This window comes from Serratia sp. BIGb0234 (genome assembly GCF_024809915.1).
Classification (GTDB): Bacteria; Pseudomonadota; Gammaproteobacteria; order Enterobacterales; family Enterobacteriaceae; genus Serratia; species Serratia liquefaciens.
The window spans coordinates 56,309-81,396 of sequence record NZ_JANUEI010000001.1 but is presented as its reverse complement, the minus strand read 5'-3'; the positions used below and the strand labels follow the sequence as shown (position 1 = coordinate 81,396).

40 protein-coding genes are annotated in these 25,088 nt (G+C 52.8%); 14 read left to right on the top strand and 26 right to left on the bottom strand.

What is annotated here, in order from left to right:
* Positions 1-20: 20 nt before the first annotated feature.
* The 26 genes from M2407_RS00460 to M2407_RS00335 form a co-directional block, all read right to left on the bottom strand.
* Positions 21-419, bottom strand: a complete 399-nt coding sequence (locus M2407_RS00460) for a phage tail assembly chaperone (RefSeq protein ID WP_259216511.1) — start codon at positions 417-419, stop codon at positions 21-23.
* Positions 420-429: 10 nt separating this feature from the next.
* A complete protein-coding gene (locus M2407_RS00455) occupies positions 430-870 on the bottom strand; it encodes a DUF3277 family protein (RefSeq protein ID WP_209638482.1) in 441 nt (146 codons plus the stop codon).
* Positions 871-881: 11 nt separating this feature from the next.
* On the bottom strand, positions 882-2,360 hold the full coding sequence (locus tag M2407_RS00450; RefSeq protein ID WP_259216510.1) for a DUF3383 domain-containing protein: 1,479 nt from the start codon (positions 2,358-2,360) through the stop codon (positions 882-884).
* A gap of 3 nt (positions 2,361-2,363) precedes the next feature.
* A complete protein-coding gene (locus M2407_RS00445; RefSeq protein ID WP_409049643.1) occupies positions 2,364-2,906 on the bottom strand; it encodes an LIC_12616 family protein in 543 nt (180 codons plus the stop codon).
* The gene (locus M2407_RS00440; protein WP_209638488.1) at positions 2,907-3,299 is read right to left on the bottom strand and encodes a head-tail adaptor; all 393 of its coding nucleotides are present in this window, start codon (positions 3,297-3,299) and stop codon (positions 2,907-2,909) included.
* Positions 3,299-3,805 (bottom strand): hypothetical protein, encoded by a 507-nt coding sequence (locus M2407_RS00435; RefSeq protein WP_259216509.1) that lies wholly within the window; start codon positions 3,803-3,805, stop codon positions 3,299-3,301. The genes M2407_RS00440 and M2407_RS00435 overlap by 1 nt, the downstream gene beginning before the upstream one ends.
* Positions 3,802-4,212, bottom strand: a complete 411-nt coding sequence (locus tag M2407_RS00430; protein ID WP_259216508.1) for a DUF4054 domain-containing protein — start codon at positions 4,210-4,212, stop codon at positions 3,802-3,804. Before M2407_RS00430 ends, M2407_RS00435 begins: the two co-directional genes overlap by 4 nt.
* Positions 4,181-4,603 carry a hypothetical protein gene (locus tag M2407_RS00425; protein WP_259216507.1) on the bottom strand — a complete coding sequence of 141 codons (423 nt, stop codon included), beginning with the start codon at positions 4,601-4,603 and terminating at the stop codon, positions 4,181-4,183. The genes M2407_RS00430 and M2407_RS00425 overlap by 32 nt, the downstream gene beginning before the upstream one ends.
* A gap of 42 nt (positions 4,604-4,645) precedes the next feature.
* Positions 4,646-5,593, bottom strand: coding sequence for a DUF2184 domain-containing protein (locus M2407_RS00420; protein ID WP_259216506.1), 948 nt, complete (start codon positions 5,591-5,593; stop codon positions 4,646-4,648).
* Positions 5,594-5,603: 10 nt separating this feature from the next.
* Complete coding sequence (locus M2407_RS00415) at positions 5,604-6,107, bottom strand: hypothetical protein (protein WP_259216505.1); 504 nt, start codon at positions 6,105-6,107, stop codon at positions 5,604-5,606.
* Positions 6,108-6,117: 10 nt separating this feature from the next.
* Entirely contained in the window at positions 6,118-7,383 is a 1,266-nt protein-coding gene (locus tag M2407_RS00410) for a DUF2213 domain-containing protein (protein ID WP_259216504.1), read from the bottom strand.
* Between the two features lie 50 nt (positions 7,384-7,433).
* Entirely contained in the window at positions 7,434-7,982 is a 549-nt protein-coding gene (locus tag M2407_RS00405) for a phage minor head protein (RefSeq protein WP_310445069.1), read from the bottom strand.
* A gap of 55 nt (positions 7,983-8,037) precedes the next feature.
* Positions 8,038-9,507 (bottom strand): DUF1073 domain-containing protein, encoded by a 1,470-nt coding sequence (locus tag M2407_RS00400; protein ID WP_259216503.1) that lies wholly within the window; start codon positions 9,505-9,507, stop codon positions 8,038-8,040.
* Between the two features lie 216 nt (positions 9,508-9,723).
* Entirely contained in the window at positions 9,724-10,962 is a 1,239-nt protein-coding gene (locus M2407_RS00395; protein ID WP_259216502.1) for a PBSX family phage terminase large subunit, read from the bottom strand.
* 71 nt (positions 10,963-11,033) lie between these two features.
* Entirely contained in the window at positions 11,034-11,747 is a 714-nt protein-coding gene (locus M2407_RS26285; RefSeq protein ID WP_259216501.1) for a terminase small subunit, read from the bottom strand.
* Positions 11,748-11,782: 35 nt separating this feature from the next.
* Complete coding sequence (locus tag M2407_RS00385) at positions 11,783-12,223, bottom strand: lysis protein (RefSeq protein ID WP_259216500.1); 441 nt, start codon at positions 12,221-12,223, stop codon at positions 11,783-11,785.
* Positions 12,132-12,707: a lysozyme gene (locus M2407_RS00380; RefSeq protein ID WP_310445066.1), complete on the bottom strand. Its 576-nt coding sequence runs from the start codon at positions 12,705-12,707 to the stop codon at positions 12,132-12,134. The genes M2407_RS00385 and M2407_RS00380 overlap by 92 nt, the downstream gene beginning before the upstream one ends.
* Position 12,708: 1 nt before the next feature.
* Positions 12,709-13,005: a hypothetical protein gene (locus M2407_RS00375; protein WP_187961408.1), complete on the bottom strand. Its 297-nt coding sequence runs from the start codon at positions 13,003-13,005 to the stop codon at positions 12,709-12,711.
* 265 nt (positions 13,006-13,270) lie between these two features.
* On the bottom strand, positions 13,271-14,104 hold the full coding sequence (locus M2407_RS00370; RefSeq protein WP_259216499.1) for an antitermination protein: 834 nt from the start codon (positions 14,102-14,104) through the stop codon (positions 13,271-13,273).
* Positions 14,101-14,295, bottom strand: a complete 195-nt coding sequence (locus M2407_RS00365) for a hypothetical protein (protein ID WP_259216498.1) — start codon at positions 14,293-14,295, stop codon at positions 14,101-14,103. The genes M2407_RS00370 and M2407_RS00365 overlap by 4 nt, the downstream gene beginning before the upstream one ends.
* The gene (locus M2407_RS00360; RefSeq protein ID WP_259216497.1) at positions 14,292-15,266 is read right to left on the bottom strand and encodes a DUF968 domain-containing protein; all 975 of its coding nucleotides are present in this window, start codon (positions 15,264-15,266) and stop codon (positions 14,292-14,294) included. The genes M2407_RS00365 and M2407_RS00360 overlap by 4 nt, the downstream gene beginning before the upstream one ends.
* A complete protein-coding gene (locus tag M2407_RS00355; protein ID WP_259216496.1) occupies positions 15,263-16,285 on the bottom strand; it encodes a helix-turn-helix domain-containing protein in 1,023 nt (340 codons plus the stop codon). The genes M2407_RS00360 and M2407_RS00355 overlap by 4 nt, the downstream gene beginning before the upstream one ends.
* Positions 16,282-16,464: a DUF4222 domain-containing protein gene (locus M2407_RS00350; RefSeq protein WP_195869453.1), complete on the bottom strand. Its 183-nt coding sequence runs from the start codon at positions 16,462-16,464 to the stop codon at positions 16,282-16,284. The genes M2407_RS00355 and M2407_RS00350 overlap by 4 nt, the downstream gene beginning before the upstream one ends.
* Positions 16,454-17,194, bottom strand: coding sequence for a KilA-N domain-containing protein (locus M2407_RS00345; protein WP_259216495.1), 741 nt, complete (start codon positions 17,192-17,194; stop codon positions 16,454-16,456). The genes M2407_RS00350 and M2407_RS00345 overlap by 11 nt, the downstream gene beginning before the upstream one ends.
* 296 nt (positions 17,195-17,490) lie before the next feature.
* Positions 17,491-17,805 (bottom strand): hypothetical protein, encoded by a 315-nt coding sequence (locus M2407_RS00340; RefSeq protein ID WP_234530822.1) that lies wholly within the window; start codon positions 17,803-17,805, stop codon positions 17,491-17,493.
* 41 nt (positions 17,806-17,846) lie between these two features.
* Complete coding sequence (locus M2407_RS00335) at positions 17,847-18,068, bottom strand: helix-turn-helix transcriptional regulator (protein WP_259216494.1); 222 nt, start codon at positions 18,066-18,068, stop codon at positions 17,847-17,849.
* 106 nt (positions 18,069-18,174) lie between these two features.
* Here M2407_RS00335 and M2407_RS00330 point away from each other — a divergent pair, with 106 nt between their 5' ends.
* The 14 genes from M2407_RS00330 to M2407_RS00265 all read left to right on the top strand — a co-directional run bounded on the left by M2407_RS00330 (position 18,175) and on the right by M2407_RS00265 (position 25,087).
* Positions 18,175-18,855, top strand: coding sequence for a S24 family peptidase (locus M2407_RS00330; protein WP_259216493.1), 681 nt, complete (start codon positions 18,175-18,177; stop codon positions 18,853-18,855).
* Between the two features lie 334 nt (positions 18,856-19,189).
* The gene (locus tag M2407_RS00325; protein ID WP_259216492.1) at positions 19,190-19,771 is read left to right on the top strand and encodes a hypothetical protein; all 582 of its coding nucleotides are present in this window, start codon (positions 19,190-19,192) and stop codon (positions 19,769-19,771) included.
* 404 nt (positions 19,772-20,175) lie between these two features.
* Positions 20,176-20,394: a hypothetical protein gene (locus tag M2407_RS00320; RefSeq protein WP_259216491.1), complete on the top strand. Its 219-nt coding sequence runs from the start codon at positions 20,176-20,178 to the stop codon at positions 20,392-20,394.
* A 139-nt stretch (positions 20,395-20,533) separates the two neighbouring features.
* Complete coding sequence (locus tag M2407_RS00315) at positions 20,534-20,770, top strand: hypothetical protein (protein WP_259216490.1); 237 nt, start codon at positions 20,534-20,536, stop codon at positions 20,768-20,770.
* Positions 20,771-20,773: 3 nt separating this feature from the next.
* Positions 20,774-21,616: a chromosome partitioning protein ParB gene (locus M2407_RS00310; RefSeq protein ID WP_259216489.1), complete on the top strand. Its 843-nt coding sequence runs from the start codon at positions 20,774-20,776 to the stop codon at positions 21,614-21,616.
* On the top strand, positions 21,600-22,139 hold the full coding sequence (locus tag M2407_RS00305; protein WP_259216488.1) for a hypothetical protein: 540 nt from the start codon (positions 21,600-21,602) through the stop codon (positions 22,137-22,139). Before M2407_RS00310 ends, M2407_RS00305 begins: the two co-directional genes overlap by 17 nt.
* Positions 22,136-22,669: a hypothetical protein gene (locus M2407_RS00300; protein WP_259216487.1), complete on the top strand. Its 534-nt coding sequence runs from the start codon at positions 22,136-22,138 to the stop codon at positions 22,667-22,669. The genes M2407_RS00305 and M2407_RS00300 overlap by 4 nt, the downstream gene beginning before the upstream one ends.
* On the top strand, positions 22,666-23,361 hold the full coding sequence (locus M2407_RS00295) for a site-specific DNA-methyltransferase (RefSeq protein ID WP_259216486.1): 696 nt from the start codon (positions 22,666-22,668) through the stop codon (positions 23,359-23,361). Before M2407_RS00300 ends, M2407_RS00295 begins: the two co-directional genes overlap by 4 nt.
* Positions 23,354-23,545, top strand: coding sequence for a hypothetical protein (locus M2407_RS00290; RefSeq protein ID WP_259216485.1), 192 nt, complete (start codon positions 23,354-23,356; stop codon positions 23,543-23,545). The genes M2407_RS00295 and M2407_RS00290 overlap by 8 nt, the downstream gene beginning before the upstream one ends.
* Positions 23,542-24,024 carry a hypothetical protein gene (locus tag M2407_RS00285; protein ID WP_046372830.1) on the top strand — a complete coding sequence of 161 codons (483 nt, stop codon included), beginning with the start codon at positions 23,542-23,544 and terminating at the stop codon, positions 24,022-24,024. The genes M2407_RS00290 and M2407_RS00285 overlap by 4 nt, the downstream gene beginning before the upstream one ends.
* Positions 24,024-24,245: a hypothetical protein gene (locus tag M2407_RS00280; protein WP_259216483.1), complete on the top strand. Its 222-nt coding sequence runs from the start codon at positions 24,024-24,026 to the stop codon at positions 24,243-24,245. The genes M2407_RS00285 and M2407_RS00280 overlap by 1 nt, the downstream gene beginning before the upstream one ends.
* The gene (locus M2407_RS00275) at positions 24,238-24,606 is read left to right on the top strand and encodes a hypothetical protein (protein ID WP_259216482.1); all 369 of its coding nucleotides are present in this window, start codon (positions 24,238-24,240) and stop codon (positions 24,604-24,606) included. The genes M2407_RS00280 and M2407_RS00275 overlap by 8 nt, the downstream gene beginning before the upstream one ends.
* Complete coding sequence (locus M2407_RS00270; protein WP_259216481.1) at positions 24,607-24,840, top strand: hypothetical protein; 234 nt, start codon at positions 24,607-24,609, stop codon at positions 24,838-24,840. It abuts the gene before it with no gap.
* The gene (locus tag M2407_RS00265) at positions 24,833-25,087 is read left to right on the top strand and encodes a hypothetical protein (protein ID WP_259216480.1); all 255 of its coding nucleotides are present in this window, start codon (positions 24,833-24,835) and stop codon (positions 25,085-25,087) included. The genes M2407_RS00270 and M2407_RS00265 overlap by 8 nt, the downstream gene beginning before the upstream one ends.
* Position 25,088 lies beyond the last annotated feature (1 nt).

Genomic DNA, 25,088 nt, shown 5'->3' with positions numbered 1-25,088 from the left:
GCCAGGCAGAACGCCCAGCGTTATTCCTGCGCCTGGTCGTCCTTCTCGCTGCCTTGGAGTTCTTGCAAAAAATTTCCCAGCGAGTCCCCAACCACCTTGCCGACGATCTGCAGCATGGTCATCAGATCGATGTCATCAAACATCAGCTGGCCGCCGGTGAATACGGCGTTAAAGTTTTTGCCGTTCTTCCGCGACACCACCGCAAGGCATGGGTGGATGATGGCGTTGCAGTCTTCCTCCTTTAGGTCGGCAATAGACTGAGCGATGATCGGAAGCGCTGACTCAATGGTGATTTTCCCACCTTTCAGCTCGCCCAGAATGCCTGCCAGCACCGGCAGGAGTTTGCGGGAAACTTTCAGCTGTTCAAACACGCCCAATTTGACCGCGCTGTACTTCTGGCCCTTGATTTCAAATTCCATGAATTACCCCTTAAAACGTGCCTAGCAGCTGGTCAATCTTGCCACAGTCGAATACCCAGGCGACGGTGTTACCGTCTTTGGCGTTCGTGTGATCTGGTTGTTTCTGGAAAGCCACGCTGCGCGCGGTGGTGACGTCATTACTTGATTTATTTCGAACCACAATGACGTTATTGCCCCAGGTTGCTGAGGAAAGAGACTGGGCGTTGTACATCACCGATAACTTGGCGTGCACTGGGCTGGTTTTCAGCAGGCTGACAGTAATAGTGCCGGATTTGCTCGCGTGAAGGCTGTGCATCACCTCCCCGTCAGCACCGGTCACCATGGTGTTTTTGTTTTCCGACATGGTGATGGTGATCCCCTCATCGGAAGTCGCCGCACCGTTGCCGAGGTCGATTGAACCGCCGACGCCGGTGATGTTGGCCGATACGTCCAAAAAGCTGTAAGTAGACATTCCCCGGCTCCTTAGCGGTTAACGTTGATGATGACGTCGCCGAAATGCACGGCACCAGCCAATTTGATTGCGCACTGGATCACCGGCGCTTTACGCGCCTCACGCTCTGCCTGGGCCTGCTGGGCAATCGGTGGTGCGTAGGTGTAATATCCCTTGGTCAGTGTGTCGCCAGTGCTCAATGCGCCGAAGCTGTCACCTCCCCACACACCAGGAGCAATCAGGCCGTTTTCCACCCCCTGCGCCAGTGAGGCTTCGACGTTGGTCAGCAGTCGGGTAACACCCTCGTCGGTCTGAGGCACCTTGGTGTTGCTGGTATAGAGCAGGTTGTAATAGTTGGTCTGCACGTAGTTCTGCAGCCAGTCCAGGCCATGGCGTTCGTCGAAGAAGTCGGCGTTACACATCACCCCTTCCTGCAGGATCGCCGTGTCGTTGTCATAGTTGACGAACACGTTGCAGTTTTTCGCCTGCAGCGTCAGCGCCTGGGTTTGCGTCAGCGTTTCCGCTACGATGCCAGGCTCTTGTTTGAACTTTAGGGTGATAGTGGTATTGAAGCCGCTGAAATTGACGGTAAAGGCGCGGCCCAGAATCGACACGGCGGCGTAAGGGCTCTGACTTGAATACTGCACGCAGGTAGTACCAAGGAAGGCTGCTTTTAGGCGACTGGCAATGTCGGTGTTATTGTCAGCGTCCAGCACGGCGGTATTTTGCGTTGTATGGGCGTAGATACGGGTAACGCTGTCGGACTGAATTTGCTCGGCAACTGCTAACACCTCGTCATCGCTGATCGTGTCGGCGATATAGAGACCGTACCATTTAGAAGACAAGTCGATAAATTTCGCGACGCATTCAGCGATAGTTTCAGCCGGCTGCCGGGCGATAACCTTCGCGCCAGTACCTTCGAGGATACCCATCAGTACTGAAATATCGGTGCCTGTCGCGTTTGGCGTCGCATAGCCCACTGCCGATGTATCACCTGCAGTTTTTGACGTAACAACAAAGCGCGCATTGTTCGCATCCCAGACGACGGTCGCGGTGGTCAGCTTCTCCGCCACGCGGGCGGCGACGCCGTTCAGATTGGTTTCTGCCGACAGGTCCACGCCGGAAACCGTTTTAACCATTCCATCGACGCTGATTTTCATCGCGCCATCTGTCACGGCTGTAAAGTTGGTCATTGCCTGTTGCGCCGTGTTCAGGATTGCTCCACGCAGCGCCGCAGCGGTGTCATCTTTCACCCAGCGACCGACGTACAGGTCGATCGGCTGTGGTCGCTGCCAGTAGTAGACCTGCGCAGCCATTGCCTCCGGTGCTTGAATGCCAAAGTCAGATTGCACACCAGCGATACCGGAATAGGCGCGCATCCGCTCGCTAGCGTCGATCACTGCCGAAGAACCGATAATCAGCAATGAACCAAAGTTTCGAGCCTGCGCCGCGCGCAAGGCCATATTTACCGTGACGCCGACGACGTTACGGACAGGTAATCCCTGTGCCATAAATTATTCTCCGAAGAATTTAACAGATGCATCCACCAGCGACTTAATGTCGTATTCGCGGATCACTTTGCGGCGCAGGCGCACGGCTATGTCATACCGTCGCACCCACTGGTTATTGATGAGTTCTGGAAGGTTTAATATCCGACCGCAATCCAACAGGGTCAGACCGATTTTTTGCAGTTCGTCGTTGTTCTGCGAGACAAACAGCCCATTACGGAATTGAGTCGCGACAGACATCCCCTGCGGGCCATAGAAGCAACATAGAGTTTCGATAGTTTCATGCGACCACTGCTCGGCACTCTCAGCTCCCTGAACATGTGCCGGATACATATCATCAGGCAGACTGGTAATGCCGAACGCACACCAGGTGGTTCCGTTTTTCGGTATCTGGATTTGTGGGTCAGTCCAGCGGGGATAGACGACGTTTTTATCCAGCCCAGTCACTCCACGGATCCAGCGACTAAGTAGTCGCTCCAGTTCCTCGTCGTAGGCAGGGCCGTTACCGGTCGGAGTGAGATATCCGGGTGTTGTGCTGTCGTTACTCACTTAACCCCCTTCCTGCCCCACCAGCTCACAGTGGGCCTGAACAAAACCGGCGCCATAGCGGGTGTACGGATCGACAAACGTTACCCGATACAGTCCGCCGTTATAAACGACAAGGTCGGCATCAAGATTGGGGCCATCAGCGGCGCTCTTGCGGCCCTGAGTGAGCCTGAATTGCGTCACGATAAGAATGGCACCGTTAATGTTCTGGCCGGCGGCCATACGCCTTGCTTCTAGCGAACGGTCAACGGTCACTACGCCGGTAAATGGGATTTCCTGAGGGGTGTTGATCGGAAAGTTGTCATCGTCCGTCGTCTGTATCTGCCGACGGCAAACCAGAGAGAAATCGACAAAGTCCGGATCCAGCAGCACCTCGGTCACGTCGAGAAGCGGCATTATTTACTCCTTACCACGTAAGTGATTGAGCGCAGCAGGTAGCCGTGAGCATAGAGCGGCTTATCGCCTGGTAGTCCCTGGGCTCGTCGGTTTTCGAGAGTTTTCTCAGAGAGAGGGTGAAGCCTGTCACCCGCACCAATAACCGCCTTGGCACCATCCCGCGCAATCTGGCCAGCGCTTTCAAGTTCTCGCTGAGCCACGTCCGTTTTCCCATTGAGAGCAGCTACAGCAGCCGCCTTTAGGTGTTCAGTGGTTCGCGGCTTGGTGTCCTCGACACCCATATCCAGAAACGGCCGAGGCGGCAGCGTGACGGTTTGGCCGTCAAGTTGTACCGTTGCCCCGGTAGACTGCAGATAACCGATCTCCGCATTGTTCAGGGCTTCCCCATCCTCCCGCGTGGCGTTGGCCTCTGGTATGCCCACCAGCACATCCATTTTTGAAAGCGAGCGCAGGGAGGACAAAACCGATTCGGCGTTATCCTTCCTGACCTTGAGCCCGCTTTTCATAGCAACTGCCTCCCGCCCGCTCCGAACATCGACCACCACCAGAAGAATTCACGGCCATAGCCGGTGTTATTCCAGAAGCCGGCATCCGGGTTAATCACCCCAGACACGTCATAGCTGACGCTGACCTTATCGACCGACTTGGACGTCGCCACCCCTGCCGAACCATTGCTGTTAACCATGCCAACAGATGCCCCAGCCAGCGCGCGGCCACGCAGTTCGGTGTAATGCGCTATAAAAAGCTCGGCGAGATACACGAACTGGTCACTCAGCACGTCCTGATTGAGGATGGTGTCGGCCTGGCCAAGGTAGAAATTTACAGCGGCGTCGGGATAGCGGGTTTTATCGTTGAATTCGGGAAAGTCAGTGCGGAACTGCTCATTTGTTGGTAGCAGACTGTTTTTTGGCATTCTCGGCCCCTTTTTCGCCGTCAGGCTCTTTAGCGGGTTCCTTTCCCAACTCCAGCAGCTTCTGCAGATCGGCGATAGTGGCCAGGTGCTCGTCAATTGTCTGATCGCGCACATCACGCTGCTCGGTCAGCTCAGCAACCTTGTCTTTTTCCAACTCCAGCAGCTTCTGCAGATCGGTTACTTCACCTTCCAACGCGGTAACACGCAAAGATAAATCGGCGGACTGCTGCTCCTGCTGCAAATCGGATTCAGTCAGCGGCTTTACATGGTGGGTGAATGCCCAGTGTTTCTTAACGTGCTCGGGGAAGCCGTCGTGAATGCCGGGCGTCAGCTCATAGCGGCTGCCATCAGCAAAGCTGAGAGAGGCGGCCGAAGATACGATGTATTTCATTTGCAATGCTCCATGAAAGGCGGGTTTCCCCGCCATCAGTTATCAGGCCGCCGGCACGTCAAGGTAGGCGATGGTGTTGGAATAAGGCGTTTCCACCTGGCCCAGTTTGCCGTAGTACACAGTGAGCTGCTGCATGCCGCGATACTCAAGCGGAGTGCTCAGCAGTGGAACCATCGGGAAGCGAACATATTGTTCGTCCTGGGTGTAAGCGACAATACGATGCGCACCACCTGCACCACGTTTGGACGCCCACTTCATGGAGACGATTTCCAGCGGCTCCCCGTTTTCCTGGAACGCAATAGTGTTAATCTTCACGTATTCCAGTACGGAGATGTTGCCAGCAGAAGAAACCTTCTTGCTTGCCAGCAGGCCGAACAGTTCAGGCGCAAGGCCGATTTTCGCCGGGCATATTGCATAACCTGAGCGTACCCAGCCGTCGGTCAGCACCAGGTTGATGTCCTGCACAATAACGTCAGGATCGGTTGTTGCTGTCCAAGCAGCCGACGCAGCGATCGGCGTTACCGATGGCAGATTAAGCAGACCAGAAACACCCAGCTCAGTATCGCCGATGTACACCTGTTCGTCGGTGTCCATGTTCCATTTCAGCTTCATGCCTTCGTACTTCTGTGCGTCAATAGGACGGCCAAGCTGTTGAGCCGATGCCAGCTCCAGCACGGTCCAGCCCACTTCCTGTGCCCACGGAGTCAGGTTGTTTCTGGTTGGCTGAATATCCAGCTCAATGCCCGGGATCGCCGTTCCTTTCTTACCCATCCAGTTTTTACCATGTGGATTCGGGCCACCGACGCTTGCGAAGTCGGTGTTGGTAAAGGAGGACACTTCATCCGCGATGGAGATGTCGCTACGCAGCGGCATATCGCGCGTCCATTTCGTAGATACCAGTGGCATATTCAGCCGCTGATCCATGCGCTCCAGTTCGCCGACGAGGAAAACGCCGGCGGAGTCGATGGTAGCTCGGTCAATAGTAAACATTCAGTATTCCTCAGATGTTAAAGGCAATTTCGACACGGCCATCAGCTTCGCCTGGCCCCATTACCTCTGCACTTACCAGCTGAGGCGTGTTCTCTGCGGTGGCGTCCGGTGTCAGCACGAAAGTGCCCACAGGACTGCCAGTAGTACCACCAGCGACACGAACGTAAATTGGATCGCCTTTCTTAGCGCTCGTCGCTGTGCCGGCGGTCGCTTTAACGCAGATGTAACCGCGCTTCAGGTTGTCGGCCACCTGGTTCACATTGACACCCAAGTACGCCAAATCGGCATATGAGGTGATCGGATACGGACGAACCAGAATTCCCTTTACCTTGTCGATAGTGTCGCCTGATTCCAGCGGCACAAACTTGTCGCTCACGTATTTTCCGGCCAAGCCATATGAAGCGAATTGCTTCAGGTGGTCGAGGGTCACCGGCTCAACGGTGAGGTCGCGGGGACGCGTCACGGCCCCGGCAATGCCCATAGGCATCCGCGTTAAATAAGCATTTCCAGCCATGTTGATTACCTTATTTGCGTTCGTTCCAGAATTTACGGTTCAGCTCATTAATCTGGGCTGGTGTGAGATTTTTAGGGGCAGCTGCACCGTCGATGGTGTGCTTATTGATTGGCAGTGGCGTGATCTGGTTTTTCACCTTGTTCATCTGCACGGCAGCAGTGAATACCGCATCAACGGTCGCCTTTGGTGCCTTACTGAAGTCTTCAACACCGAATGCCTTCATGCTGTCACCGGTGCGCAACGCGTGGTTTAGCACCTGGCGCTTGAGCCCTTTATCACCTTTCGGCTGAAAGCCAGGACAGATGATTTCTGCGTCCGAAATGATGTTGCGTTTGAACGCCGCATCACCGGTCACCTTCTTATCTTCTTCGGCATCTTCATCACCCGTAGGCGTGTCATCGTCCGGATCCGCGTCGGTGGTTTTACCCTCCAGCTTGTCCAGTCGAGAAAGAATAGCGTTGGCCCACTCAGGAACTTCCGCATCCCCCGTTTTCGCTGGGTCTTCTGGATCTTCATCAGTGGTCGTGCGGTTCTCTGCTGGCAGCGATGTTGCCTGCGAAGGCATGTTGATGTTGATAGTGGAACCGGGGATATTGCCCATGCCGTCAGATGGCAACTCCGGCGCTTCGTCGATGAGTTTATTCAGCGCATCCTCATCTTTCGTTTTAATGGCCTTAGCCAGGTTTTTAAGCCATGACATTATCGGCTTCTCCTTTTTGGTTGATGGGGCAGAATCCCCGATAGCACAACGAGAACCCGCCCGACCACGGTCTATGCCGACAGCCAGATGGTTTCCTGTGATTTGGTACTGCTTACCTTTGCCAGGTGATAACTGCTTGTATTGGGCGTCATAGCCGCAGCTGACGTCGGTCAGCCCTGAGTTAATCCGGTCAATAGCCTCCTGCCGTTTCACCAGCACATCGGCGATCAACAGATCTGATTTATCGCCAGTACCGCGACGGACGTTCTGGATGTGCCCGTGGGCCAATTCCGCGAAGTTGGACGGATTGACGAAAACGATATTGCCTTCACCGTCATCCGGGTGTTCCACCGTGACGGCTACCCCCTCAAAGCTCGCGATGGTTTCCGTGGAGAAAACCTCGTCTTCGGTGCGGTAGACGTGCACCAGTCCATCCAGTCCAGGATCGAGGTCAATCTCTTCCGGCAGGTACGTTTGCACACCGGTGCGGGCGATCGGCACGTCCTTGCATAACAAGGCACCGTCCGCCGTCTGGTAGCGGGTTTCGCCCAGACGGGTCGTGAAGAAATATTTCATGGGTTACCTGCTGAAAGGCGGGCATAAAAAAACCGCTCAGAGGCGGCTCGTTATTTTCTCGGCCTGGGGATATCTACCTCAGACCAACATTTGCAATTTGGCAGGCATCCAGCGTGCCCTGTCATGCCGTCTAGCGTCGGCGGGTTATGCCAGTAAACGAACTTATCTCGCATTTTTTTATGTGATGGCCGTGTGCCTACCCCCTCGATACGCCACCAATACCCCTCAGAACCCACTGACAGCGCGCGGGCCTGCGTCAATGCGCCTGTTGCTCTACCAATCTCAGTACGAGCAATCATCTTTGCCCTGCTGGCTGCGACGTCGCCAGACTGCATAATCATCTCGTACAGTGCATCAGGCCGTTCACCGTTGATGGTTGCCTCTATCGCTCGCTGCTGTATCTCACGAACTCGGTCGGCGGCCTCCAGCGGTAGGGATTTCATTAATTGGATTTGCCGGTAGACAATGTCCTGCGTCACCTGCCCGATCGGCGTGTTACCGACTACATCACGCAAGCCCTCGGAAATCTGCTGCGATACCGACTTCCACTGGTTCCACTCCTCACGCTCCACCTGCAGGAACATTTTCTGCCCCACCATAGCGGCCCAATCGTCCAACACATGCGAGTAGTCGATGAGGTGATCAGCGGCTGTCTCAGCGCTGGTCTGGGAACCATCGTAGGAACCAGTTACGATTTGGTTTATTTGGCTGACTATCCCCAGTAGGCTTTTCTGATACTGGATTTCCGAACGCCGGCGGAGGGCCGGTTTCAGATTCAGACTCCGCATACTGCGACTTCGCATCTTCAATATCCTTGTCGGTGATAGAACCGCCAATGCCGATCACGTCAGACAGGTTGCGCAGGTCGTTCAGTGCTGCTGCAGGCGACATTCCAATATCACGAACGGCCGTTGCAAGCGCACTGGCCACGTTGTTTGCCATCGTCGCGCGGTCGGTGTCCGACATCTCCCAGAGCTTATTGAACTCGAAGGAAAAATCCTCCGGCAGCTTTTCACCGAACTGCGAACGCCAGGTGATATCCATGAGCCAGCGAATATGACGGCGTAAACGGCGCTCCTGCAGTGAGTTAATCCGGCTGTAGTAGTTCTCCAAATCCCCATCACCGGTACTGAAACCGGATGGCGACTGCCCGAACAAGCGCACCAAGGGAATGCCTGTGGCGCCGGAAACCTGCTCAGCAAAACGCAAGATGACATCGGCGATGCCAGAGAACGAGTAGCTATGCGTCGCGAACTCATCGTTTTTGTCCATGATGGTCATGCCTTCGATGGTCTGGAACTCACGGATCATGTCCATGTGCTTCATCAGCCCCTCTTCCAGCGCGCCACCGGTAGCCAGAATCTTGCGCAACCCTTCAATGCTGTACGTGCGCAAATGCGCTTTATGGATCAGTTGTGTCACGCCAGCTGTTGCTGTATCGAAGCCCTGAATGCGCTCGAAGATGCGTTCAATAACCGACATGCCCCAGCCGTTTTCTGTTATCGACTGCTGGTAGGGGAGTGAGTCACCATCCATGCGGATCAGACGGCTGTGGTGAATATTCCAGGCAGGAACCCCTTTCTGGTTCGTCACCACCTTGTAATACTTCGGCTTGCCAAACTCTGGCCCGTAGTCGGTAACCGGGTCGTTGTAACTCGGATCGAGCTGCCAGCGGTCAAAGCACATTAGCCCCTTGAACTGCCCCTCTTTGATGCGGTCGAGGTTCAGAGGCGTGCTCATGTTTTGCCCTTCAATCAGCACCACAAGTACCGCACCACCGTACAGACGCGACCATTTAACCAAATCGTTAAGGCCGTCCCAGACTGCTGCGGAATCCCAGAAGGTTTCTACCTGACCTTTCTGCCCCGGCTTGAGCTTTGAGCTGATGTTAATGCCCTTGCGGGTCATATCGTCAGCGACAGCATCAACGGCAGCGCCTACCAGAAACGATGAACGATAGGCGAATTCCAGCATTACTCTGTTGCGGGTGATATACCCCGGCGTGTAGGTGCCAGCGGACTGGATATTTTGTGCCTGTGCGCCTAACTTGGCGGGGAAATTGTTATACCCGTCAGCAGTCGCAACGGGCTTTTTAGCGCCGTTTCGGCGATTTTTGCGGGCCATCTTTCCCTCACTGAAAATTGTCGTTTTTTGGGACTTTTTAACATAAAGACCGTTACGCGCCCCGCCGCAACAACACTCAGCCCCTGATTTATCTCAGTGGCTGATTTATCGTGGTTTTGTCGTCGGAATTGCCGAAAACGGACTGCATAAACAATGCATAAATCAGGGGTGAATTTGCATAGCTGTTTTATTGTTCCAAACGGCCATTTTTGAGGCTTATTGCTGCTTTCCGAGTGCGGCCCATACGCCCAAGTCGCCCTCACTGGTGATGTAGCCATCAAGCGAGTAACGCACCGCATCCCACATGTGATTGTGCTTGTCCAGAACGACGGGGAGCACTTCACCTGTCATACGGTCGGTTTTGTACGAATAGAGACGTGCCTCATCGGCCATGTGCTTGCAGCGCTCATGGATGATGATTTCTTCAAAACCTTTCAGATACGCGATACCGTCTTCAACACTACCAGGCCATTTAGCTGCAGCATCGATAACGAAACCTTGGCGGGATAAGTAACTGATCGTCTCAGGTCGGCTGCCATCGCCATGTATTGGCCATCTGCGAGCTAATGGAATGCCGGGATACTTTTTCTCATCACCGGTTTTCCACTGGCTTAACTGATCGGCCGTTGCGCCCTCCTTCCCTGCGTAGAACTTCCACAGGTCGTCCAGCTCAACGCCTACGCCATATGCTTCATACTCGATATAGAGTTTTCGGCCGATAATGAAACAGCGCACCAAGGTGGATGGGTCGTTCGCGAAACCGAAGTCCGCACCGAAGAACAACCGATCCGCTTCACGCCAGAGCTCATCAGAAAAAGCTTCTACGCGATATTTGCCAGAGAAGATCACCGCTTCACTGATGGCTCGCGGCATCCCTAACCAAATGTGTTCGTAGGCCTCAAAGTCAATGCGCTTGCAATACTCCATTTCCTGCCGGAGTACGTCCGGGAAAAAGGCGTTATCACAGTAGTTGACCTTGCGGACAATCACGCCACCATCCGGCGGATCTTCCTGGTGCCTGGTCATCAGCTTGTAGGTGGGGTCGCTCTCTTCTCGCGGGTTGAACGATACCCAGACTTCTGATTTGTTGGCACGAACCGTAGGGCCGAGAATATCCCAGCTATCCTGCGATACCGTCTGCGCTTCCTCTACCCAGCAAATTTTGATGCCGAACATCGATTTGATGGACTGAATATTGTTGCGGAGACCTTTGAAGGTAAATCGGGTGCCGTTCCGCCCGGTGATTTCGTTATTTTTTACTGTGTAGAAGTGATTGAGGCCCAGCGCATAAATCTCTGCCTCCAGCAGCGCCAGCACGGAATCACCGATTGAGTTTTGGAACTCACGCGCGCAGAGGATGATCATCGGGTCAATGGCGCCATGAATAACCAGGGCGCGCGCAATCTCTACCGACTTACCACCACCACGGCCGCCGAATGTCCAGCGCCAACGCACAGAACCGATCGGGGCGTCATACAGAACGTCTGTCGCCCAGTCACTACTAAAGGCATACAGAACGCCGTCAATTATGACTGGGCTGTCTGCTTTCCCTCGCGCAGCTTTTCCATATGAGCGGCCCAGACGTCAGCTGAGCAGTTCGCCGGTGTCACAATGCAAACTTTGCCGTAACTCAACCCAGCCAGATCGACGTTCACCTCGGTTTTATTCGTGCTCATGTCAATGCCGGTCAGTTGCGCGGCGTTCTTCACGTTTGGCGCGACCTGTCCGAATTTTTGATTTTTCAGCGCCTGCTGCGCGGATTTGTACGACAGCTCTGCCAAGTGGCCAGCGTTGAACGAAACCAGCAGAGCAGCATCGTTGCGCAGCTCCTTTACCCTGGCTTTTATATCCGGCCGGCGCAGTAACACTGAGGCCTGAGATTCTGCATTCGTTGGCGCGTAGCCCGCACAGACAGCAGCGTCTTTCCCCGGCATGCCCTGCGCAATATTTTGCGCAAACTGTTCGTGCTGAGGTTTTAACAGGCTTGGGTTTTCTTGGCGGTCGCCGGCTGCTTCACTACCAGTGGCAGGCTCACCGGCCTTAGGCGCAGTTGGGGTTTGACTGTTTTGCGCAGTCTGCGCACTGCGCACTTTCTTCTGCGCAATTGGCTTTTTGATGTAGCGTCGCGCAGATGCATAATTAAGTCCCTGCGCTTCACACCAATCTTTCGGGGATACACCAGTTTTGGCATGCTCGGCGAGGAACTGGTCTTGCAACGCTCCCCAGTCCGGTTTTGCCATAACTCCTCCACAAACATTCAGCTATCAAGTTGGCTCTATCGTTTCAAACAGACGTCTTTGATGTAGTCCTGCAGTCCAGCTATTTGGCTGCGGGCTATTTCGATTCGCTCCCTGAGACGGTAATAATCCCGCTCAGCGGCGTCAGTAAGTCGGGGGCCGGTTGCATCAGCCACGCCGGCGGTGCCGGAGGTTGGGCACGTGGCGGAGAGCTGCAACTTGAGAGCACCAGCGGCAACAAGGCGCTGCAGATCATTAATCTGATTCTTGGCATCATTTAGTTCCTTGGTGCGGTGCTCATCGATAGCGGCCACCGCTCGTTGCGTGCTGTTCTGCCAGCCTATTTGTTCAGACAGTTGGCTATTGGATTTTCGAAGCTCTGCATTTTCAGAAAAAACCCGGAACAGGAACAGAGACGCCAGGAATAATCCCACCACCAGAATCAGAGCTGTGATCAACTTGGCTTTTAGCGTTAACATTTAGGATGCTCCAATTACATATCTCACGCTCAACCTCGCGCCGGTTAATCAGACCTTTCCAAACCTTGCCACCAGCTTTATTCCAACGCCGCATTTCGTCACAAGCACCTGAACTATCTCCGGCATTGAGTTTTTTCAACAGAGTGGAAGTTTCGAAAGCTTTAACACCAACGTTGTAGCTGAAACTAATCAGCGCGGCCTTTTGGTACTCGCTTGCGGGCACCTTGACTGATCGTTCAACAGAACGGGCGAAAGGCACCAGGTCTTTATCCAGTAGGGCTTTGCATTCAGCAGAGGTGTAGGTCTTGGTGGGTATAATGTCGGTGCCAGTGTGCCCGTAGCAGACTGTCAGCACACCTACTACATCACGATAAGGTTTGTACTCAACCCCCTCCAGAGAAGGAATGAGCACTGCAGCGATTGCCATGGCTCCACCAGCAAAAGCTCCGATAAGTCTTTTCTTTAACGTCGAAGATATCGCCATGTCATCCCTCAGCTCTGCGCATTGCTTCCGCCACTACTTCCACCGCTGCCGGACGCTCACCTTCTGGCTTAACTGAAACGCCGTGCAGGTAGTCCTGCATTATTTGAGTGCGGCGACGTTCCTCTGCTAAACGCTCTCGCTCTTCTTTCCGTTTGGCGTAGTACGTCTTGATCGTGAAGAAGGCTGATATCACTGCGCCAATGATGAATATGTAATCCTGCAGCGACAGCAACGAAAAGAAGCCGAGCAGTGCCGACCACCAGTACGGCAGGTTTGGGTTGTCTGGGTGCATTTTCATGACTCCACCTCCCGGTTATCGGGCTGTGCTGTAGGTAGGAATGGATCAGCCACCAGCCGTAAACGATTCGGCGATACGGGGTTTGCCAGGTGTGTGTCGGATGTTGGCTGGGGCTGAAATGCAAAAAGGCCACCCGAGGGCAGCCTTTGAAATCTTTGAATCCACCTTAACAATCAGACGGATTTCTAGTGTTAGGAAGATAATTACCCAGTTTTCGGAAAAAGTAAATAGCTCACGATAAAATAATGCACTATTTTTTAATGCGCTATGCAGTCACTCTCTGCAATGCAAGCTCTGCGTGGCTCTCTTCGCTTTCCAGTGTACGGATTAAACCGTCGTAGAATGGCTTAACAGTCTTGTCCCAGGTCGCCGGGGAAATGTCTGCTGTCACCTGCTGTATGGCTTCGAAAGCGCGGGATGCTGGTATCCGCTCATACCCACGGCCTGAACATCGCTTGCAGGTTCCTCTTACCGGCACACCCTGCTTCTCCGTCTCCTTCTTATCAACTGCTGTACCTCTGCCAGAGCAATCTCTGCAGGCTGTTGAAACCCAACCTTTCCCGTCGCAGTTTTTACACTTAACGCGAACAACCTCTCTAAATTCCCGCCGCACCTCGTACTCGGACGGTTTAAACCCTTTCACACCCCACTTCACCGACGCCTTTACGATTTCTTTTGCCGGGAACGGAGTGTGAACTTTGTTTGTAAACACTTCGGCCTCAATGAATCCAGTGCCAGAGCAGCAATCACAGGAAACCTCGCTCGCTGCACTGCGTGAGTAGTCCAGAAATGCGAAAACAGACATAACCAGAATAACCTTTTCTCTAATGTCGTCCTGTAGCTTTCTCAATGGTGCCACACGGATGGATTCCGCCATGCCCTTCTCTGCCAACAGCAACACAGCCTTAACCTTGTCTGCGTCGCTTACCCCCATTTTGCCAAGGAATGCGGATAGACCGAGCGCTGCCTGCGCCTGACACATGCCGACAGCCGCCATCAGATCGGTACCGGTCAAGGAGTCGGAGGCAGTGGCGCGCGGAGAATCACTAAACGTTGGCGATTTTGGTGCAAAGTATTTTGGAATCGACTCTAATCTCATGCTTTTTCTCCCACGGCTTCCGCCAATTGCTGCTGAATGCTTTTCAAAATTTCACTTGCTTGGTTGCGGATGCGTTCTGATTTCTTGTTGGGTGTTGAGAGCAGCAAAAGCTGCTCATTCAAATTGGTGATATTGATCAGCGCGTCGCAGACTTTTCTGTACTGTTGCCGGGTGATAGTGACCTGTTTCATGCAATTGCCCCTACGCCAAAAGAGAAGTCGAGGAACTCGAACAGCAGTTCAATCTGGCTGCCGTGCTCCGCTTCCCAAGCAGCAACATCGTCATGCAGTGCGTCATGACATTTCCGGCATAACGGGATAGTGAAAAAATCGTGGGCTTTGGTTCCCATTCCACCTTGCCCATGCCCGATGATGTGGTGAGGGTCATCAGAACGCGCACCGCAGCCGCAGCATGGCCTTGTCTTCACCCATCGGGTGTACTTGCTATCCTCGGCTCGGGTTCTTTTTGGACGCAGCATAAAGGCTCCTGGGACTTCTGCATCGACCTTGAAAACTTTCATTGCGGTCTTTGCCAGAATTTCTGTAGGTGCAGGCCCAACAGCCATTTCGGATTCCTTGCGTGCTCCAGATACCCTTACCGGGTTCGGGAGAGCTAAAAGCTCTGCTGATATCTCATTGGGGATCAGATCAACCACCCCGGAAATGGTCGCCCACAGAACAAGCTCCGGGATAGTTAACTGCCCTTCTGACTTGAGCCGCCATTTCGCAGTTTCAACAACCCAGCGCGCCATGTTCACGTTCGCTATTGCATCAAGCTTTGGTGATGTATGCCCGTCAGTCCTGTTGTCACAGCTCCAGCAGATACGCATAGCAGCGTTGCCATAACGACGCGTGGTCAGGTTGGATGAGTGGCTTTCGTTGGCGTATTGGCATTTGGTGAAACGCGTTGCCCAGGCTTCCATCGAGTTGATACCACCAGCAGCATTGATAACCCGCTCATGCTGAAAGAATGGCTGCAGGCGCGGGTCGTTCGCTATCTCATGCTCTACCTTCGGCAAAATCCCATCAGGCAGGTCTTTCATCTCGTCCGGCAGTGTTGATACCAGAACACGGCCCGTCAGGTGTGAGAGCAGCTCGCCACCAGCTTTGATCATCGCGATGCCCAGATCGCGCTGTACGTTAGATTTCACTATTGCTCTCATGCCTGCGCTCCTGCCATTGCGTATGCTCGGGTTAAAATTGGACGCCACATCTGGCGGGCCTTACTTTCGTCAACATTGCCAAAACCGTTTTTGCGTACCTGCTGCTGAGCTCGTTTTTCTGCTGCGTTAGCTGGCATTGCTGCATCACGGATTAAGCGGTCAAAGGACTCATCAAAATCTATCTCTGGGGCTTCACCAGTAGGGATGTCCTGACGTTGTTGTTCTACTGCATCGGCCATAGCTGCTTTGCGAATGCGCTGTACCTTCCAGGTGTTGGCCGCAGCCAGGTAGCCGCTGAAACGTACCGGGTCAAAAATCATCTTGGCACTGAGCATGTGTCCCATCGTTGGGTCGCCCAGCAGCAGGCTAGCGCGGTGTTCTGCAACCAGTTTCAACTCGTCCATGGTGTTTCCCTCCGCCAGGCGCTCTGTGATTTCTCTCAGGGTGTTAACCCGCTTCGGTGTCTTGCCGTTGATTTTCTCATTCAAAAAATCCAGCACTTCCCCAGCCATGCCCGATGTATCTGCCGCAGGTTGTTCACTCTGGGGGGCTACAGGGGGTTTTTCTTTTGGTTCAATGACTGGTTCAAAAGAGTGACTGGTTCTGGTGCCACCTGCTGGCATAGGGGGTGTGCTTTCTGACGGCATACCCTGTGCCTCCTGCTGGCACACCCCTGTGCTTTTTGGCGGCATAGGGCTATGCTTTTTGACGGCACAGGGGGCTGTGCTTTCTGACGACACAGGGGTATCCAGCGTCAGGTAATACAGGTTAGAGGTGTTACCTTTGCCGTTGTTAACACCCAAACGGTTCTCTTTGGTGATTAATCCCATCTTAATCAACGCCTCAATGTGCGCCCTCACAGCGCTTTTGCTGCACTCGCAGTGGTCAGCGACATGCTGATAGGAAGGCCAGCACTCGCCCTTGTCGTTAGCGTTGTCGGCTATCTTGATCAGCACCAGCTTGCGCAGTGGGTTACCCACTTTGATGCTCATAGCCTGCGCCATCAGGTTCATGCTCATACTTCGACTCGCTTAAATTTCTCTTTAAATCGCTCAAGTGGCTGCATGCATTCATACGGGTAGCCCTCTCGCATAAAAATCACCTGTTGCTCAGCCCGATCCCACCGAATGACGGTCACGCGTTTACCGTGATCATCAAGGTATTTCCGGTTTAATGGCACAGAGTGATTAGTTGTCATGGAGTTCTTTCATCTCGAAACGACCGAGGCGCGGGTGATACCAGTATTTGCTTCTACAGGCCCGCGTGGACGTCTTCCGCACCTCACTGAGTGCAGATAGAAAGTCATCCTCTTTGGCTACCGTCGCGTTCGTCAGGATGCCGCCAGGAGCGTTAAAGGGGATTTTCTTACTGGGAACATGAAATGAGCAGATCAGCGCACGAACCTTGCTATCAGACAGCCCAGACAAAGCCACCAAGTTGCGCACCGTCTGCCAGCCAGGAGGAATAGCGCCAGTTGAGATTTCCTCTATCTGCTGAGTTACACCATTGACCTGCTGCTGCAACGCCTGCATCTGGCGTTGCTGTTGCGCAGCGTTCGTAGCCATAGCGGCTATCATTTCCATTTCAGTTAGAACTGATGGGGCCTGTACTGCGTCAAACGTGCGGATCACCTTCAGGTTGAAGGTCGCGCTAATCCACATGGCGTATGAGTAAACGAGCTCTTTGCAGGCATAGCTGCCCTGCTCTAATCCGCCACGAATAACGTTAATTGGTTGATTTTCAATCGAGGGAGGAATTCCCCCCTCGGTCAAAAGGCGCACCAACTCCTGCGTTTGCTGCGTCGCAAACCAATATTTCGGCTTATGTCTTTCTTCGCCACCAGCAGCACGATGCAAGTCATTCAGGCAGTAACGCCCTACGGCATCTTGACGAATGGCGGTCTTTTCAATCACAATCAGGTTGTTCATAGCAGAACTCCAAATCAGATTAGTGAAGGCCGTGCAGCTGTAACTGCTCGGCTTTTTGCTTTCTTACCCGCCTTCTCTGGCTTTTCTTCCTTCGTACAACTCGCAAGCGCAAACTGCCTGGCACGGGTGAGACAGTCGTCGAATGCCATCCCCTTCCGGCTCGCCTGCGACATACGGCGATAGTGATCAGAACCATGATTTGCCCCCCCCCTGAGCGACTGCCTCGCTGAACCCTTCAGCCACCAGTTGTCGCTTGATGTTGTCGTAAACAAAAGTGTCCCAGGCCATAAAGCCCCCTATTCCGTCTTTGGTTCCCGGATGCCTTCCAGCATTGAGATCAGCTTTTTTGCCACCTCTCCGGTAAGCACCACGTTTTGCTCGCACCCTGCTGGAGTAACGCAGCCTGCTGGCAGGCCAAGCTGGGAAATCAAGCGGCAGGCCAAACCCACCAGCCTTACCTTCTCCCGGCTCAGCCCTGATGGATGAATACCCATATCGAGTGCCAGCGGCTTGTTACCGCGCAAAATTGCCTCTTTGTGAAAGAAGCTCTCCAGCAACTCAGGTTTGCAGTTGATACGTACTGAATTGCGACTTGTTGCGATTGATTCCATTTACAATTTCCGTTGTCTTACAGTGATGGTTGAAAGTGCTGTTAAGCTGAAAGTTTGGCTTTCCCATACATCAGCCATTGAGCTGTACATTTGAGAGCGGATGAGATTTCCAATAGATTTCTCGGCCTCTTTGTTTCTCCAGCTTCAAGTTGTTGATATGACTGCTGGGTAATGCCCGCTAACTCCGCGACTTCAGCTTGCGTAAGCCCAAGCTCAATTCGCCGTGACTTAGCTCGATTAGAAATGGTGTTACCTGTATTCATCTCTTCCTCCTACAGTTTTATCTGTATTGTTCTACAGGCAAGCCTGTTTGTCAAATACAGTATTTGCTGTGAAGATTTGTTCTAGTTATTTTTAGTGGAGAGGGCTATGAGCCTCGCGGAACGGGTCAAAGCAAGGCGTGAAGCACTGAATATCACGCAAACTGAATTGGCTGATTTAGTAGGGATCCGGCAGCAATCCATTGCCAGCATTGAAAATGGGGAAACAAAGAACCCTAGGAAAATATTTGAGCTTTCACAGGCTCTGAAATGTTCAATGCAGTGGCTTAAGACCGGGATCCAAGAGTCAAATGCCACACAATTAGAAGGCGTGTCTCTCTGGACTGATGATGATGAAGTTGATGACGATGACGTCTACTTGCCATTCTTTAAAGAGGCACAGCTAGCGGCAGGGAATGGCAGAGTGGTAGAACTTGATTGTGACGGTAGGAAATTAAAATTTTCATTACGCAGCTTGAAAAAACTCGGTGTTAAGCCTGAAGAAGCCGCATGCATGTCTGTTTGGGGCAATAGCATGGAGCCAGTGTTACCAGATGGTGCTACCGTCGCTATTAATACAGGTAACACAGAGATTAAAGACGGAAAAATTTATGCATTGGATCATGAAGGAATGGCTAGGGTTAAGATTATGTATCGCTTACCTGGCGGCGGCGTAAGGCTTCGATCATTCAATACGGAAGAGTTTCCTGATGAAGTTTATTCAGGCGAAGAGAGCAACAAGATCAGAGTAGTAGGCGCCGTATTTTGGTATGGCGTGACAATCGGCTAACTTCCCCCCTTCTCAATTAAAACAACCTCGCTTCGGCGGGGTTTTTTTATGCCAAAAATTCAAACTTTATTCTGTTCAAAATCATCCAATTACATCAAAAGCTGTAAAAATAACAGTTTTGACTGTTTACGAAATACAGTTTTGCCTGTACATTCATCCCATCGACAGCAACAACGTCACCGGCAGGAAGCCAAACAGGTAAGACGCCCAGGGGTGAGCGATGTAATCACTCCCCGGCCCCGAGAGGGATCGACCGGAGACGTTCTTTAGGGAAAGAGTGAACTTATAAAGCGTCCTGTGGGGCGCTTCATTAAGACCACTGAGGAGTAACGTTATGGGATGCGATATCCATTTGTACAGAGAGAGGCAGGTTGGCGGTCAGTGGGTGACCGCTGACGTTTGGGAAGAAGATGATGACGGCGAGGGGGGAACTTACTCAGAAGTCCCATGGGAAAACAGATTCACAGACCGGAACTACAAGTTATTCGGCCTGCTGAGTAAAGGCGTCAGGGCTGATTATCCCTTCTCTTTCGAGCCGCGTGGGTTGCCGTTCAATGCCTGCGCTCAGGTTGAAGCCAATAGTGAGCGCTGGGGTATCGACGGTCACTCACACAGTTATCTGTACCTGCACGAGTTGAAGGATATGCGGGAGTTAATGAAGGTCGCGACCATTAAGGTCAGCGGCATGATGGACCGCAATCAACTGACGGCACTGCGTGCGTCTATTGCATCAGGAAAGCCGAATTGGGGCCAGCTTTACCCTTATTGCCAATGGGCGGGACTTGATAGCTACGAAGAGTTCGAAATCGACGTACCGGCTGACTTCATAATCGGCAGCAGCATGGACGAGATTATCGCCTTATTCGACGGTATCGATGGCGACAACCACCGGATCGTTTTCTGGTTCGATAACTAACACCCACCGCGCCCTACGGGGCGCACTGAGGCAATCATGACATTCAATCAAATCGTTTGGCTGGGCGTGGTTGTCATCTGCGTCGCGTTCTGGTCGGTAATTGGCATTCTCATCGCCGGGTAATACCGGCGTCTCACTTATCTGGTGGCGCATCATTCCGGTTCTAATTTTAACCCACACAGTATAAATCCCCGGTTCGGTGCGCCACCAGGTGCGTGAGTCATCACAAGCCTGCTCAGTACCACTTCCCTTGTTACATCCTTTGCCCCGCTAGCCGGGGCTCTTTTTTACATCAATAAAGGCCACTGCCCTGCTCCAGAGTGCTGGAACCGTAGGGAAACCGAGCGCGCGCATCAACTCAGGCAGTGCCTTTATCCATGTAATTTTCTTTGAGAGGACATGTCATGCATACCATTGCCCAGATCACCTGTGAGCACTGCAGAAAGCAGCGCGAAAGAACAGAGTGCAAATTTGTGACCGTTCAGCGTTGGGAAGGCGGCAGATATAAAAACATGAGCATTCTGGTGTGTACAGACACCTGCGCCAGCTTCTACGTCACCCGCAACAACATTAAAACCCTGCAGCGCCGCCTGCACACAATGCAGCGGAGGCCAGCATGGTAACGCTCAACGCTCGCATCCAGCATAAGTATGACCTCACCGGGGGCGATTTCGCCCCTAAACGCCACCACGGCAAACACCTCTTTTACCTTCTCATTTTTACCTTGTGCTTGCTCACCGCTGGCGCTGTTTGGAGTTAATCATGGAAAAGAAACCTCTCCCGCCGAGCCTGTGCGAACCGCGTTACCACATTGGCACCATCGTGAATTACTCAGATCACCGGGGTAAGGATGTTCAGGGCCAGATAGTCACCGCCTGCGCACGCTGGACGGGATTTAAAGACGGTTCGGCGTATGTCCTGACGTATGCCATTACCCACCCTTCAAGCAGCCGCCTGCAGCACCACAGCGAAAGCACAATCCACGGAGAGGTTGAATAACCAATGGCTAACTCATTTAAGCAGATGTTCAACAACGGCACTATCAAGCGTCCTGATGGCCGCATGACGATGCTTCTGGATGACATTCACGTCCAGGAGGGGTTTAACAAGCGAGTAGAAAACGAACACACCCTGGCGGAAGACGAAAAACTTTTTCAGCACCTTATGAAGGGTAAGCAAGTCCCGCCGTTAGAAGTCAGGCCGCGTGATGATGGCGGTGTTTGGGTCGTAGAAGGCCACCGCCGTCGCCGTGCATATAGTCGCTGCCGTGACGCTGGCAAGCCGATACAACGCATACAGATAATTCAATTTACCGGGAACGATGTAGAGCGCATCGCTCGCATCATGAACAGCAACACCCAGTTACCGCTATCACCTTATGAGCAATCGCTCGTCGTCAAAGAGCTGGCAGGGTTCAACCTTTCTCCTGATGAAATCGCTGCCCTGGTCGGCAAGAGCCGCGCAACGGTCGATAAGCTGCTGGCATTCAGCCAGGCAAATCACGACGTTCAGACGCTCGTTAGAGAAGGCTCCGTTGCCGTTGATGCTGCTGTAGACCGTGTGAAAGAGCACGGCGAAGCAGCGGGGAAAGTTCTTGCCGTTGACGTCGAAAAGGCAAAGAAAGCAGGCAAAAAGAAGGTCACCAAGTCCTTTATCACTCCCTTATTCAGCGCCACCCGCGCACGCAGATTATGCGAACTGCTCTATGACGCCTCGCCAATGCTCCGCGAAGAGGGAGACGTTCTGCTGCTCACACCGGGAACCAGAGAGGAAATAAACAAGATCCTCAACGAGTACCGGCAACAGAACCCAGCCCAGGAGTCCATCGATGATCAAGCGCTTTAATCCTGACTTTTCGTTGAGCATTTCTCATGAACTCGCTTACATGCGTGAAACCCAGGAGGGCGGCTACGTGGCGCACGGTGACTATGCAACGTTGTTTTCTGAACTGGAATTGGTGAAGGCTGATCGCGACGCGCTGGAACGCCAGCTTTTAATTTCGGAAGCCAAATGCAAAGGGTACTTTTCTGATGCTGCGACTGCGCTGATCAAGTGCGATGCGCTGGCTGTGGAGAATGGGCAACTCAGAGAAATGAACAGCCGCCTGTGCGCTGAGCTGCAGGAGTATGAGAGCGATAACGATGATTTCGGACCAGTACCTCAGTCGGTTGTTAACTGCTTCGCACTGCTCACTCCCAACACTGACGCCGCCCTTGCCGCTATCGAAGCTCGGGGAGTGGAGAAGTTTGCTGACTTCCTCGGCAAAAAATATCAATGCGAGAAAGGAGCCACTGCTAGAGCAAAGGCACTTAAGCACATCGTGTTCCTGTCTTGCCGATTCGCCGCCGAGCTGCGGGAGGCCAAATGAAAGTCACTGAAACCAAAGTTCAGAGCCTCGAAATCACCGAAGTCGAACGCCTCGACCCTATCCGCGTTATGGCTGAGAACTACGAGCCAGGACGCGGGAGAATCACGATCACCTGTTACGGAAAGGCATGGACATCAGCGTGGTTTGCGATGGGTGGTGACACCGTGCAGGCGTTCTTCATTCGCGTGTCGAATGACTATCTGATCGACAACTTCGCACCACAAATGCAGAGCGAGGTTGATGACGACAACGACGCCAATACTGAGTTTGTTAAATCTGAAATCTGCAAGCTGCGTCGTGATGGTGAAATCGATAAAGATAAGGCGCGGGACATGTGGGATTCCGCAGAGTGCAGCGATGACGTTAAGACGGATTGCTGCTCATGGAGCAACGGCTCCGTGCTTCTTGAGCTACTTGGTGACGATCCCTACTACGCCAAATGGCCTACCGTCCCTAACCACGAATACCAATACCTTGAGCGCATTCTGGATGCTGTACGTGAAGCACTGAAGCAAGTGGAGGCCAAATGAAAGAGCGCCCAGTGATGCCTGACAATAAAATCGCTCAGCTCATTCACGCAGATTGCATGGAGACCATGAAACATATCGCCGATGGATCTGTTGATATGGTTTTGTGCGACATACCGTATGGAGAGGTAACACAGAAAAGCAGCGGCCTTCGCCTTCTTGATCGCGGAAAGGCTGATGAGTGCAGCATAGATCTTAAGGCGATGGCTGATGAATTCAATCGCATTTGCAATGGAACTATTTACGCATTTTGCGGAACAGAGCAAATCAGCACTTTAGTAGGCCACTTTAAACGCCACGGCATGACAACGCGAGTATGTGCATGGGAAAAAACCAATCCCAGCCCAATGAATGGGAAGCGATTATGGCTGAGTGGTCTTGAATTCTGCGTATTTGCCAGAAAGCCAAATGCGACATTTAACGAGCATTGTAAAAAAGCGCTGTGGCAATTCCCATCCGGACGCTCGAAAATTCATCCAACTGAAAAACCTGTCAAATTAATGGAGCGCCTAATACTCGCGTCAAGCAATCCTGGTGATGTGGTGCTTGATAACTGCATGGGGAGCGGAACAACAGGAGTTGCCTGTGCCAATACCGGGCGCAGATTCATAGGTATCGAAATAGACAAGATGTATTTCGAATTGGCACGCAGTCGGATTTTCGGTGAATTAGTCGAGGAGGCCCAGCATGGCTAAGCGTAAGAGCAACAGAGCGGCCCCACACGTCGATCCAAACTGGCCCAAGTGCCACTTCAAAACAATGACGCTACACGAATCTGATTCCGATATGAGCGGCAATAGTGACGGTTTTCAGTGCGATCACTGTGGCCATGAAGTTGGATTGGTTGAATGGCTTAAAGCCCAGGAGAAAGCATTATGAGCAGCAAAAAATATTGCTACCGGTATGTGGACGGCAACGACAGTCAAGGCCGACCGATCGTCATGCTGTGGGAGCGAGTTATTCTGCGCGAAACCGAAAAGACCTTCTGGCACGTTCACGATATGCCGCTCATGTCACTTGAGAACATGCGCCAGTATCACTCCAGACCAGGCAATAAGCAGGTTAAACGCTGCCTGAAAAATGCGGCTCGCTCCGGATACCATCTGACCAAAGAACAGGCAATGCAGGCGTTTATCTACCGCAAGGCGTTCCAGCTCAATCGTATTTGGTTGACTGCTGAAACCGTCGAACTTTGTCTGAAAGGGCTTCAAGGCGCTGGCCATATTCGCAATGTAAGCCTTGATGATGGCCTGCAGATCAATCGTCACGGAGAGGTTGTCAGCGTTCCTAACAGTGAATTTCTGGCCTCTGAGCAGCCTGGGCCAATCGCATCAAATTACAGCTGGGGTGAGTACTGATGGACAATAAGCTGAGCGAACTGAGCAAGCCGGTAAATATATTCATTGATGGTAAACCTCTCTACTCGCAAGAGTACGTATCCGCCCTGCTACAGGACATCTCAACTCTGGAACAGGTTCTGCGGCACATCCACGGTGCAGCGCTCGACATAACCGTCCCCAGAGCGGCAATAGCCAAAGCCGCTGAATACGCTACCAAGAAGGAAAATCGCAATGGATAAATTCAGCGGACTGAAAGCAATCGCAGAGAAAGCCAAAGAATTGGGCGGCATTAACAACTACAAGAAGGGGAAGGATGCTGTTGCTGCATTTCAAGCCGCAGCAACCCCTGCCGCCATTCTCGCCCTGCTGGCAGAGCTGGAAGCGTCAAAAACAAATGCCGAATATTATAAATCAGCATTTGAAGAACAGCGCGACCATGCCGATCAGTTAGAAAAGCGGCTGGCTACGCCGGTGCGGTTGCCTGAGTTATGCGGTGATGGCGAGAACGACAACGAATACACCGAAGGGCTTAATGACGGAATAAACCAAAGCGCCAAGGCTATCCGCGCCGCTGGCTTCACCGTAGAGGGGGATGAGTAGATGGCAAAGCCAATCGTCAAAACGACAACCAGCGCAAAGGTAACGCTGACTCTTGAGCTGACAAACCTCGGCTCATGGGGGCCTGATTGCCAAATTGATCAGGTATACCGGCAGGCTCTGGCGCAAGCCGTTGGCAAATTGGGCAGGCTGTTTGAAGGGCAGCGCGATTTACGGATTGTAGGTCGGCCAATCGTGCAAGCCATCACTACAGATACCGAGGTGAAGAATGGCTGAACTAACCACTGCAGAAAAGAAATGGGTAAATGACGTGCAGAAGGTGCTGAACCGCTGCCCGTCAAAGCGCCTGGGATTCGCAACTGCTGGCGATCACGACATCACTGTTTACGACAGCAGTTTTAGCGATGCTATTTTCGTGGTTATAGAGCACGAGGGCGGGGACTACATTCCTACCGCAACTAAACTCGGTGCCGTATTTGGGGTTATTAACTTCCCGGCCCCGGTCGAATCAACAGCAGCTTAAG